This is a genomic window from Marinobacter sp. G5_S1_61_S3 (assembly GCF_054968585.1).
This window is the reverse complement of the sequence record NZ_JBQKUK010000017.1, coordinates 57,662-69,958: the sequence shown is the minus strand read 5'-3', so window position 1 is coordinate 69,958 and position 12,297 is coordinate 57,662. Positions and strand designations below refer to the sequence as shown.

At 55.0% G+C, this 12,297-nt stretch carries 9 protein-coding genes; all 9 read right to left on the bottom strand.

Annotation, left to right across the window (positions count from 1 at the left end; genetic code table 11):
* Positions 1–12: 12 nt before the first annotated feature.
* Complete coding sequence (gene rplT, locus ACTRWH_RS16730) at positions 13–366, bottom strand: 50S ribosomal protein L20 (protein ID WP_007151841.1); 354 nt, start codon at positions 364–366, stop codon at positions 13–15.
* Positions 367–416: 50 nt separating this feature from the next.
* A complete protein-coding gene (rpmI, locus tag ACTRWH_RS16725; RefSeq protein WP_007151842.1) occupies positions 417–608 on the bottom strand; it encodes a 50S ribosomal protein L35 in 192 nt (63 codons plus the stop codon).
* 93 nt (positions 609–701) lie between these two features.
* Positions 702–1,244, bottom strand: coding sequence for a translation initiation factor IF-3 (infC, locus tag ACTRWH_RS16720; protein ID WP_075195579.1), 543 nt, complete (start codon positions 1,242–1,244; stop codon positions 702–704).
* Positions 1,241–3,166: a threonine--tRNA ligase gene (gene thrS, locus ACTRWH_RS16715; RefSeq protein WP_075195580.1), complete on the bottom strand. Its 1,926-nt coding sequence runs from the start codon at positions 3,164–3,166 to the stop codon at positions 1,241–1,243. The genes infC and thrS overlap by 4 nt, the downstream gene beginning before the upstream one ends.
* A gap of 146 nt (positions 3,167–3,312) precedes the next feature.
* Entirely contained in the window at positions 3,313–5,910 is a 2,598-nt protein-coding gene (locus ACTRWH_RS16710) for a TRAP transporter permease (protein ID WP_036204608.1), read from the bottom strand.
* A gap of 86 nt (positions 5,911–5,996) precedes the next feature.
* Positions 5,997–6,980, bottom strand: coding sequence for a TAXI family TRAP transporter solute-binding subunit (locus tag ACTRWH_RS16705; RefSeq protein WP_036204607.1), 984 nt, complete (start codon positions 6,978–6,980; stop codon positions 5,997–5,999).
* A 188-nt stretch (positions 6,981–7,168) separates the two neighbouring features.
* Positions 7,169–9,553 carry an efflux RND transporter permease subunit gene (locus tag ACTRWH_RS16700; protein WP_036204606.1) on the bottom strand — a complete coding sequence of 795 codons (2,385 nt, stop codon included), beginning with the start codon at positions 9,551–9,553 and terminating at the stop codon, positions 7,169–7,171.
* Between the two features lie 46 nt (positions 9,554–9,599).
* Positions 9,600–10,748: a YCF48-related protein gene (locus ACTRWH_RS16695; RefSeq protein WP_228210820.1), complete on the bottom strand. Its 1,149-nt coding sequence runs from the start codon at positions 10,746–10,748 to the stop codon at positions 9,600–9,602.
* Positions 10,749–10,902: 154 nt separating this feature from the next.
* Positions 10,903–12,291, bottom strand: a complete 1,389-nt coding sequence (locus ACTRWH_RS16690) for a DUF1329 domain-containing protein (protein WP_036204601.1) — start codon at positions 12,289–12,291, stop codon at positions 10,903–10,905.
* Between the last annotated feature and the right edge of the window lie 6 nt (positions 12,292–12,297).

Below are 12,297 nucleotides of genomic sequence, written 5' to 3'. Positions count from 1 at the left end.
AGAGCTAAGCGATCACAGAGACGCTTTGGCCTTCTCAACAACAGCGGTAAACGCCTGCTGCTCGTTCATGGCCAGGTCGGCCAGAACTTTACGGTCGATCTCAACATTGGCCTTCTTCAGGCCAGCAATCAGACGGCTGTAAGACAGGCCGTTGGCACGGGCGCCAGCATTGATACGGGCAATCCACAGTGCGCGGAACGAGCGCTTACGGTTACGACGGTCACGGTAAGCGTACTGACCGGCCTTGATAACCGCCTGTTTGGCTACGCGGAAGACGCGGCTACGCGCTCCGTAATAACCCTTGGCCTGACTGAGAATCTTTTTATGACGACGGCGTGCAACCACACCACGTTTTACGCGAGGCATACGTTAATCCTTCTACCTTTAAACCTAAAAAGAAATGGCTAGCGGCTGAATCAGCACGCCGTCATACGTTTGATTGAAGCCACATCGGACTTGGCAATCAACTTGGTACCACGGAGCTGACGCTTACGCTTCGGGCTCTTCTTGGTCAAGATATGACTGGTGAAGGACTGCTTATGCTTAAAGCCAGTAGCGGTCTTCTTGAACCGCTTGGTGGCCCCGCTTTTGGTTTTCATCTTGGGCATTTTTAAAACTCCGCATTCTGTTTTTAAGTGATATCAATGTGCCCCTGAACGACAAATCCCCCGCGACCGCGGGGGATCAGCACCGGATCAGGTTCACTTCTTTTTACGGGGGGCCACTACCATGGTCATCTGGCGGCCTTCCATTTTCGGCCGCTGTTCTACCTGGGCAAGCTCTTCAATATCCACTTCGATCCTGTTCATGAGCTTCATACCAATTTCCTGGTGTGCCATCTCACGCCCACGGAAGCGGATAGTGATTTTGCCGCGGTCCCCGTTTTCAAGGAAACGTACCAGGTTGCGTAGTTTGACCTGATAATCCCCTTCTTCAGTTCCTGGCCGGAACTTAAGCTCTTTGACCTGCGTCTGCTTCTGCTTTTTCTTGGCAGCCGCTTTGGCCTTCTTCTCATCGAAGATTTTCTTGCCGTAGTCCATTATCTTACAGACGATCGGATCGGAATCCGTAACCTGAACCAGGTCAAGAGACGCTTCTTCAGCCTGCTTGAGTGCATCTTCAATCGGTACGACACCGACCTGATTGCCTTCGGCATCGATCAGACGGACTTCAGTTGCGTCAATGTTCTCGTTGATCGGCGCTTTTGGAGTGCGCCCCCGATTCGCTCGCTGTTTAATAATCAGATCTCCGTTTTGGTTCTGCCTTTGCGATTGATTTCGTCAGCCATCAGCTGCTCAAACGCTTCCAGCGATAAAGTTCCCAGATCCTCACCCTTGCGGGTTCTCACCGCAACGGCGTTGTTTTCAACTTCTTTGTCGCCGATAACAACAAGGAAGGGAACTTTGTTAATAGTATGCTCGCGGATTTTAAAGCCGATCTTCTCGTTTCTCAAGTCAGCATTAACCCTATAGCCAAGGGAATCCCACTTTTTCGCAAGATTCTGGCAATAATCCCGCTGATTGTCGGTAATATTCAGCACCGCGATCTGCGTTGGCGCAAGCCATGTCGGGAAAGCGCCCTCGTATTCCTCGATGAGGATACCAATAAAGCGCTCGAACGAACCAAGAACCGCCCTGTGCAACATCACCGGCGTCTTGCGCTCGGAGTTATCTGCCACATATTGGGCACCCAGCCGTCCCGGCATGGAAAAATCGACCTGAATGGTACCACATTGCCACACCCGTCCGATGCAGTCTTTCAGCGAAAACTCGATTTTCGGGCCATAAAAGGCGCCCTCACCCGGCAAAAGCTCCCAATCAACGCCTTCCCGGTTCAATGCTTCTTCCAGCGCGGCTTCCGCTTTGTCCCAGACTTCGTCCGAGCCAACCCGCTTTTCAGGACGGGTTGAGAGCTTGTAAAGAATCTCCGTAAACCCGAAATCCGCATAAATCTCGTGGAGCATGCCGATAAAGTCAGACACTTCCTGCTGAATGGCATCCTCTTCGCAGAATATGTGGGCATCGTCCTGGGTAAATCCGCGAACCCGCATCAAACCATGCAAGGCACCAGACGCCTCGTTACGGTGACAGGAACCGAACTCGGCCAGACGCAGAGGCAGGTCCTTGTAGCTTTTCAGGCCCTGGTTGAAAACCTGCACATGGCAAGGACAGTTCATCGGCTTGATGGCGTAATCGTGCTTCTCGGACTCCGTGGTAAACATGTCGTCCTTGAACTTGTCCCAGTGCCCTGACTTTTCCCAAAGCGCCCTGGAAACCACCTGCGGCGTCTTGATCTCCTGGTAACCATGCTCATGCTGCTTGCGGCGCATGTACTGCTCGATCTCCTGATACAGGGACCAGCCATCCGGATGCCAGAACACCATGCCCGGGGCCTCTTCCTGCATGTGGAACAGGCTCAATTTCTTGCCGATCTTGCGGTGGTCGCGCTTCTCGGCCTCTTCCAGGCGATGCAGATAGGCCTTCAGGTCTTTCTTGTTGCCCCAGGCAGTGCCATACACCCTCTGCAACTGCTCGTTGCTGGTATCACCGCGCCAGTAGGCGCCGGCAACCTTGGTCAGCTTGAAGGCCTTGAGCTTGCCGGTGTTGGGCACGTGAGGGCCACGACACAGATCGATAAAGTCACCCTGGCGGTAGAAGGACAGATCTTCCTCACCGGGAATATCCTCAATGATTCGAACCTTGTATTCCTCGCCCATCTCATCAAACAGACGGACAGCTTCGTCACGGGACATGACCGATCGGGACACCGGAATATCCTGCTTGGCCAGCTCTTCCATGCGCTTTTCGATCCGGCTCAGATCTTCATTGGTGAACGGCCGATCGAATTTGAAATCGTAATAGAACCCGTTGTCCACAACCGGACCAATAGTCACCTGAGCGGAAGGAAACAGTTCCTTGACCGCCATGGCCAGGAGATGTGCGGTGGAGTGGCGGATAATGTCGACGCCGTCTTCATCACGCTCGGTGACAATGGCAAGCTCAGCGTCTTCTTCAATCGGGAAGCTGGTATCGACCAGTTGGCCATTTACACGGCCGGCAATGGCGGCCTTGGCAAGCCCGGCACCGATGTCTGCGGCAACATCGTGAACGGTAACAGATTCGGCAAAACTGCGGTGACTGCCATCCGGCAGGGTAACAACAGGCATAGTAGGCTCCTAGGGACTCAGAGGTGATCCGTACCAAAGACCACATGTTGACGGTTGGCCGCGATACAAACCGCGGACCGTTGCGCGCAGGAGTTTAACAGAAAAAAGCCCGGCAGGTTAATGCCGGGCTTTTAAGGGGAAAAGAGTCAGCCGTAGGCGCTGGCCTCTTCGGGTGTGCGTCGCCGCAATTGGCCGAACGCGACAAGACCAAGCAGTATAAGCGCGGGAATGAACATAAGTTCCTTCGGCGGGCGCTCATTCTCAACCTGCACGGCATCAATGGTCCAGCCGAAGCTGACGCCGGCGTTCTCTGCCTGGCTACCATAGCCAACGAAATCCACCACCATCGTGTCGTCCTGACGCGACAGCTCAAGGCCAGCGCTCGCCAGTCTCGCCTCCGGGGATTCCGCTGCGGGTAGCTCCAGACTGAGATAAGTGGAAACCTCGTCACCACTCAGGGACATGCCCGATGCCTGCACTACCAGGGACTCGCCTGCGGGCACATTTTCAATATGCTCAATCACTTCGGTACCCGGCCTGTCCTGCGTTGCCGGGTAGACCATGTCCCACCAATAACCTGGACGGAACAGGGTAAACGTGATCAGCAGCAGCAGAGCCGACTCCCACTTGTAGCTCTTGGTAAACCAGTAACCCTGAGTGGCCGCCGAGAAGACCAGCATGGCCGTCACCGCACTGGCAACCGTCACCAGCAAATCCACCCAACCCGTCAGGCCAATCAACAACAACTGGGTGTTGAAGATGAACATGAAGGGCAGAATCGCTGTCCGAATATCGTACGTGAAGCCCTGCACACCCGTTCGTATCGGGTCCGCCCCTGATATAGCCGCCGCCGCGTAGGCGGCCAGCCCCACGGGCGGCGTATCATCCGCCAGTATGCCGAAATAGAACACGAACAGGTGGACAGCAATCAAAGGCACCAACAAGCCGTTCTGGGCACCCAGTGTCACGATAACCGGGGCCATCAGGGTGGAAACCACGATGTAGTTGGCGGTCGTAGGAAGCCCCATACCCAGAATCAGACTGATAATCGCTGTGAAAACCAGCATCAGCAACAGGTTGCCGCCGGAGATGAACTCCACAAACTGGGTCATCACCAGGCCAATGCCTGTCAGCGTCACCGTGCCCACCACAATGCCGGCGGTGGCAGTCGCCACACCGATACCAACCATATTCCTCGCGCCAGTTACCAGCGAGAGGGTGAGGTCAACGAGGCCGGTTTTTGTTTCCGCAAGGAAGTGACCTTTTTTGCGGAAAAACGCTTTCAGTGGCTGCTGAGTGATCACGATGAAAATCATAAACACCGTGGCCCAGAATGCTGATAGCTGGGGCGAAAACCGCTCAACAGTCAGGCACCAGACCAGGACCACCACTGGCAACAGGAAGTACAGGCCGGTCTTAACCGTTGGCCCCACGTCAGGCAGTGTATCCATTGAGGATTCAGGATCGTCCTGAGCCAGTTCCGGAAAGCGGGTGGAGTACCAGACCAGCCCGATGTAAATGAACAGCAGAAGCGGCCCGAGAACCCACACAGCGGCTTCGCCCAGAACCACCTTCAACCATCCAATGCCGTAATACACGATGAACGTGAGAGCACTCAGGCCAATCAGGATCACAACCCAGTTCAGCATACGCTGCGCGAGAGTCGGGCGATTCGGACGTTCAATACCCTTCATCTTGAGCTTACAGGCCTCAAGGTGAACGATGTAAATCAACGCCACGTAGGAGATCAGCGCTGGCAGGATGGCGTGTTTGATCACTTCCAGGTAGGAAATGCCCACGTACTCAACCATCAGGAAGGCTGCCGCGCCCATAATGGGAGGCGTCAACTGACCGTTAGTGGATGCAGCTACCTCAACAGCACCCGCCTTGGTAGCGGGGAAACCAACCCGCTTCATCAGGGGGATGGTAAAGGTGCCGGTTGTCACCACGTTGGCGATGGACGAACCTGAAATCACACCGCTCAGACCACTGGATACCACCGCGGCCTTGGCGGGACCGCCGCGCATGTGCCCGAGCATGGCGTAGGCAACCTGGATAAAGTAGTTGCCCGCCCCTGCCCGTTCCAGCAGCGCACCGAATAACACAAACAGGAAGACAAAACTGGTGGACACGCCAAGGGCGACACCAAACACGCCTTCCGTACCCAGCCACATATGGGAAGACAGCTTGCTCAGACTGGCCCCCTTGTGGGAAATCACATCCGGCATATAGGGGCCGGCCAGCGCGTAAATAAGGAACACACCAGCAACGATGGTCAGCGGCAGCCCCAGTGCGCGGCGAGTTGCTTCCAGAAGCAGTACCAGACCACCAAGTGCAATGATCAGGTCCTGGGTAATCGGCGAGCCCGGACGCGTCGCAAGCTGGTCATAAAACAGGTACAGATAAGAGGCTGCAAAAGCGGCAGCCAGGGCAAGAATCCAGTCGTAAACCGGTACGTGGTCAACATTCCTGCCACGAATCATGGGATAAGCCGCAAACGCGAGGAACGCTGCAAAGGCGAGATGAATGGATCTTGCTTCCGTCGAGTTAAAAACACCGAACTCAACAATGTAGGGGAGCGGTGACGCTATCCATAGCTGAAAGAGGGACCAGAGCAGAGGGACAACAAAGAGAATCTTTGCAGCCGTACCGGTCGCAGCCCTTCCACCGGTCTCGGTTTGGAGAACCTCTGCAACCTTCTTGCTGTCGATGGTATCCCCGGCTCTCGGTTCGCTATTGGTCATAGCTGGGTCCTGTAAGAATATAGCGGGTCGGAGATCAGAACACCGCGGGCAGGCCTGCCCGCGGTGTCGTTTTACCGGTTACAGGATCAGTCGATCAGGCCGGCTTCTTTGTAGTACTTCGCCGCGCCCGGGTGCAGAGGTGCACTCAACGCGTCGGATACCATTTCTTCTTTCTTCAGGTTGGCAAACGCAGGGTGCAGGCGCTTGAAGCTGTCAAAGTTCTCGAATACAGCCTTGACCACTTCGTACACTACGTCCTCAGATACCTCGGTAGACGAGACAAACGTTGCCGCCACACCAAACGTGGTCACGTCATCGTCAGAACCACGATACATACCACCCGGGATCACCGCTTCACGGTAGTATGGGTTGTCTGCAACCAGCTTCTTGGTCGCTTCGTTATTGACGCTGACGATCACACTGTCACAGGACGTGGTCGCTTCCTTGATCGCACCGGAGGGGTGCCCAACGGTGTAGAAGAATGCATCAATATTGCCATCACACAGAGCCTGGGATTGCTCCGCAGCCTTCAGTTCCGCCGGAAGCGAGAACTTGTCCATGGTCCAGCCCATTTCGTCCATCAGCACTTCTGCTGTGGCGCGCTGGCCGGAACCGGGGTTACCGACGGACACGCGCTTGCCTGCAAGATCTTCAAACGTCTTGATACCAGACCCCTTGCTGGCAACCACCGTGAATGGCTCGGGGTGCAGCGAGAATACAGCACGCAGCTTCTCGTTCTTTCCGTCTTCCTCGAACTGGCTGGTGCCGTTGTAGGCGTGGTACTGCCAGTCAGACTGGGCTACCGCCAGGTCCAGCTCACCCTGGCGAATCGCGTTCAGGTTATAGACCGAACCACCGGTGCTCTCTACAGAGCAGCGAATACCATGTTCCTTACGATCCATGTTAACCAGGCGACAAATCGCACCACCAGCCGGATAGTACACACCGGTTACGCCCCCGGTACCGATGGTGACAAATTTCTGCTCCTGCGCGGTAACCGCTGTCGAAGCGGTTCCAAGGCTGACCGCTGCTGCAACTGCAAGTGCGGAAAATTTCTGTTTCAGTGCCATGACTTTTCCCTTATCTGTTCATTATTGCTTTTTTGGGCCCGCGTAACGAAACGGACACTCCTCACTTTCGCCTTAAAACATAGACCACTTTGCGATATAAATAAAGCAAGGGTTAGCTCGCTAACCACTTGAGCAAAAAAACAAAAAAGCCCGCAGAGCGGGCTTTTTTGATCAAGCGGTCGCGAATCTTATTTGTTCGCGCGGGCCTTGGCAACCATTCGATCCGGGCGCAGGAGGAAACGCGCCAGGGCCGGCAGCAGCCAGATAGAGCCCACCATGTTCCAGATGAACATGAAGAACAGCAACAGCCCCATATCCGCCTGGAACTTGATCGGCGAGAAGATCCAGGTAACCACACCGATACCCAGCGTGACACCGGTAAAGATAACCGCCTTACCAGTAGACCTCAGGGTCTCGAAGTATGCTTCCTGGAGTGTCTTGCCCTCCAACAGGAACTTCTCGAGCTTGCTGTAGATATAGATACCGTAGTCGACACCAATACCCACGCCCAGCGCAATAACCGGCAACGTCGCTACCTTGATACCAATGCCTGATACCGCCATGATCGCCTCGGCCAGGATCGACGTCAGGCCCAGTGGGATCAGAATACACAGAACCGCACGGATAGAACGGAACGTCAGCAGGCACAATGACGCGACCACACCGTAGACGAAGATCAACATCATGTTCTTCGCACTTGAGATGACATCGTTCGTGGCAGCTTCGACGCCCGCATTACCGGCGGCCAGCATGAACGTGTATTCGTCGTTGTTATTGTTGCTGGCGAACTCCTCAACGCGTTCGGTGACTGTTTCCAGCGTTTCTGCCTTGTGATCCTCAAGGAAAACAAGCACCGGTGTCAGATCACAATTGGTATTGATCAGGCCTGCCGGTGCCTCACGGATCGAGGCATTGATAATAGTCTGGTTGCGGGAAATCTCATACCACTTCCAGTTACCCTCGTTCAGTGCTTTGGTAACAATCTTGGACACATCGGCCAAAGACGCCGAGGACTGCACGCCAGGCGTGTTCTGAAGCTCCCACTGAAGGTTGTCCATCGCGCGGAGAACGTTGTACTGGGTACACTGCTCTTCCTCGGTTTTCACCATCACGACCAACACATCGGCACTCGTTGAGTAGTTGTCGATGATGTAGGCATTGTCCTTGTTGTAGCGGGAATCGGCCCGCAGCTCCGGCGCACCCTGATCAAGGTCACCGACTTTCAGGCCTTGCTTGTAATAAAGGCCAAGACCCAGGCCAATAACCGCTATCAACAGAGAAATCGGTGCCACACCGGGATGTGCGAAGTAAGACATGACGCGCCACTTGCGGTCCTGCTTTTCACCATGATTCTGCACATGACGAACACCGCCCTTGGAGATACCAAGGTACGACATGATCAATACGTGCAATACCAGGTTGGTCAGAATGACGAACGCCACACCGATGCCGGCGGCAACGGCCAGATCCCGGATAACATCGATCTCGATGAAGAACAGAGTCAGGAAGCCGAAGGCATCTGAAATCAGAGCCAGCATGCCCGGGATGTAGAGCGCCCGGAACGCAAGGCGGGCCGCGGTAACGGAATCAAACCCTTTCGCCGCTTCCACCGCCATGGCATTCACAATCTGAACGCCATGACTGATGCCGATGGCAAATACGAGGAACGGAACCAGAACCGAGTAAGGGTCCAGGCCATACCCCAACAGCCTCAATGTGCCCAGTTGCAGGAACACCGCGATGATGGAGGTGAACACCGGAACCAGTGTTCCGGTAATGCAACGTGAGTACCCGAACAGCAACAGGGTCGTCAGGATAATGGTGATGCCCGCAAACCAGGCAATGGAACCAATACCCTCAATGAGGTCGCCCACTTTCTTGGCGAAACCGACGATGTGAATTTCAATGTTCGGATTCTGCGCCTCGTACTTGTCCCGGATCTTTTCTTCCAACTGGCGCGAGAACTCACCGTAGTCCAGCGGCTCGCCAGTTTCAGGGTTGTTCTCATAAAGCGGCGCGTACACGATGGTAGAACGGAAGTTGTCGGAAATCAGGCGCCCTACTTCGTTCGAACGGAGTACGTTCTGACGCAGCTGTTCAAGGGTGGCCCGGGAGCCATCGTAACCGTCCGGGATCACGGTGCCGCCCTGGAACCCTTGCTCAGTCACCTCAACCCAGCGAACGTTGGAGGTCCAGAGTGATTTCAATCCGGAACGGTCCACCCCGTTGAGATAGAACACCTCATCGGTGATCTGCTTCAGGGTTTCCATATACTCGGCTGTGAAGATATCGCCCTCTTCCACTTCCACGGCGATACGCACAAAGTTACCCAGGTTCTCCAGATCGTCCCGGTGCTCAAGCATATTGACGATGTAGGGATGCTCCAACGGAATCATCCGCTCGAAACTGGCATCCGGCTCAATCTTGACCGCGTTGTAGCCAAGGAACAGCGTCAGGAAGAAAAAGGCAATCAGGATGATGGCCCGATTGTTGAAGATCAGCCGTTCCAGGAACGGTTCTGCCTTCGGTGTAGTCAGGTAATGCTCGCCCTTGTCGTGCTTCGGGTTCGACATTCAAAAGCCCCTCTAATTTTCTATCTGTTGGTGCCGCATCAGGGCGTTATTGAAGATTCTTGCCGCGGGCGTCGGTGTGCTTCACGCCACCCTCGCCCACAATCAGCAGATTGGTTCCCGATACGGGGACAACATCCATCACCCCTTCCCGATCATCCCGGAAGTAGGGACGGAAGGTATCTCCACCGTTGGTGCTCATTAGCACTGCGCCACCATTGCCAACCAACGTGATACGGCCGTCTTCGGACACCGTGCCATCATTGAGGGTTGCGTCCGACTCACTGGGCACCACTTTCCAGCTTCTGCCCAGGTCGGATGAAAAGAAGATGTTCCCACGCAAACCGAATGCGAGTATCTCATTCACATTACCGGTTCCGATTGCTCCGAACAGGGAGCCCTCATAGGGGCTCTCACGTCTCTCCCAGCTGTCACCGCCATCGACGGACACGAAAATCTGCCCAGCCTCACCGACGATCACCAGGCCACCGCCAGTGATCTGGCCAATACTGTTCAGGTGAAAACTGCTGGGGTTTTCAAGCTTCGGCGCCCAGTCTTTCCAGGTCTTTCCGCCGTCCGTCGTGCGCAAAAACATGCCATAGGCACCAACAACGAAACCGTGGTCCTCATTTTCGAACCAGACATCCAGAAACGGGTTCACCGGGCCGATTTCAAGATCCGCCTGCAGGTTTTCCAGCGAGAAATACAGATCGCCCAACGCCCAATCGAGGTCGTCTTTCTCGTCCTCCGGGGCTTCTTCCAGTTTCTGCTCCATTTCGTCGATCTGCTCCTGGCGACTTTCAATCGCCAATTCAGCAGCCCGGACACCGGTGAGCTGGAGCTCCCAGTTTTCGCCCGCATCGTCTGAATGGAGAACAACACCACTGTGCCCAACGGCCCAGCCATGCTGTTCAGTGCCAAAATCCACGCCGGTCAATGTGACGGATACCGGAACTTCACCCTGCACCCAACTTTCACCATCATCATCGGAAAAAATGATATGACCACGCACACCGGCTGCCACGATTCGTTCGCCCGCCGTGTCGACATCATTGAGCAGATGCTCTGGCGCAAGCGCAGTTGGCCGGGATGGGGTTTCGATGATATCTGCAAGCGCAAACACCGTGGGCGCGGACAATGCCATGGATAGTCCAAGACAGGCCGCTCCCAGAGTCTTGCACATCAACCTTGTAGCCATTCAGATTGCCTATATGTTGTGTTGAACTGTGTCACTCTGATTTTGCCGGTCGCACCGGCCAATACTATGAATATACCGGTGACCTGCCGACCACCGGTATATCCGTCGCCATCCGTCTCTGGCGAAAATCGTGTTCCAACAGCGAGTCAAGACGTTAACGCACACTCCTGCGACGCAGGGAAGCCGGCGAGAAATACCGTCGGTTGGGCACGTCGTTGGTAAACTTACGGGTGGAACCCTCTTCGGTATCCAGGCCCAGCACGTGATAACGACGGGCCTGAAGGTCATGGTACACATCCAGCACTGTCCATACGCCAGGCAATTCATAATAGTTTTTCGCCAGGCCCATGGTCACGCGCCAGAGCTCACCGCGGCCATCGTACTGGTCCAGCAGCAAGGTGTTCCAGCTATCGGCATCCACATAGAAGCGACGCTTGCCGTAAATATGGCGCTCCCCTTCCTTCAGGGTCGCTTCCACAACATGCACCCGATGGAGCTCCCAACGGGTGAGGTCCGGATTCAGGTGGGAAATACCCAGGATTTCGGAGTAAGGCGTGCCCTGCTCACCGATGCGGTAATTGTTGTAGGGAACGTAGATCTCCCGCATACCCTCATATTCCCAATTGTAGCGGTCCAGGGCACCGTTAAAGATATCGGTGTCATCGGCTGTTCGCAGATTATCTGCGGCTGCAATCGGAGAGTCATAGCCCAGGTTGGGTGCACGGCGAACACGGCGCTGGCCGGCGTTGTAACCCCAACCATTACGCGGGTTGATAATCTGGTTCAGAGTTTCATGAATCAGGATGGCACCACCGGCGAGACGGGGTGGCGACTGGGTGAACGACAGATAATAGAAAATAACGTTATCGAGTTCTTCTTCACTACCCTCAGGGTTGTAGTAATTGAAGAAGGCTTCCTGCTGAGAGGTCACAAGGGAGTAATCGCCATCCGGCTGCACTGCCACTTCGCTTGAACGGCGGGTTACGGAAACGCCACGCCAGCGAGTCAGGTGATTCCAGATTACCTGCCAGGCTTTTTGCTCATTATTACCGTGCAGGATGGGGAAAGGATAACCGGCAAAGGCGCCATCGATACCCTCGCCTTTACCCACTACCTCAGCATCTACGGCATTTTCCCTGGTATTTTCAGCAACCCAATCCGGCACCGCGTGTGTGCGACGGCTTTTGTAGACCGGAATACGGAAGGTCGTCGGATAGGTGTCGAGCATGGCACGGAGGCCGTCGGTCAGGTACTCGTCATACTGATCCATGTTGGACGCGCTGATGGTGAATAACACCTCATCGTCCGGGAAAGGGTTGATATGGTGCTGACCACTACCCTCATATCCGGTAGGGGCTTCGGTGAGGCCACCCGTCCACGCGGGAATGGTGCCTGCCTCGTTGCCGGCTTTCACGGAGCCAAACGGGGTAAGATCCTGACCCAGTCGAGCGGCTTCACTACTGGAAACGGCGGAACTGGCTGGCATGGCAAAAACCGAAAGAGCAAACAGACTGCCCAAAATCACATTGTTCTTGTATGTCATTTTTTA

Bases quoted from the DNA above. Each gene is read 5' to 3' on its own strand.
- rplT (WP_007151841.1), bottom strand. From the start codon at position 366: ATGCCTCGCGTAAAACGTGGTGTGGTTGCACGCCGTCGTCATAAAAAG.
- rpmI (WP_007151842.1), bottom strand. From the start codon at position 608: ATGCCCAAGATGAAAACCAAAAGCGGGGCCACCAAGCGGTTCAAGAAG.
- thrS (WP_075195580.1), bottom strand. From the start codon at position 3,166: ATGCCTGTTGTTACCCTGCCGGATGGCAGTCACCGCAGTTTTGCCGAA.
- ACTRWH_RS16710 (WP_036204608.1), bottom strand. From the start codon at position 5,910: ATGACCAATAGCGAACCGAGAGCCGGGGATACCATCGACAGCAAGAAG.
- ACTRWH_RS16705 (WP_036204607.1), bottom strand. From the start codon at position 6,980: ATGGCACTGAAACAGAAATTTTCCGCACTTGCAGTTGCAGCAGCGGTC.
- ACTRWH_RS16700 (WP_036204606.1), bottom strand. From the start codon at position 9,553: ATGTCGAACCCGAAGCACGACAAGGGCGAGCATTACCTGACTACACCG.
- ACTRWH_RS16695 (WP_228210820.1), bottom strand. From the start codon at position 10,748: ATGGCTACAAGGTTGATGTGCAAGACTCTGGGAGCGGCCTGTCTTGGA.
- ACTRWH_RS16690 (WP_036204601.1), bottom strand. From the start codon at position 12,291: ATGACATACAAGAACAATGTGATTTTGGGCAGTCTGTTTGCTCTTTCG.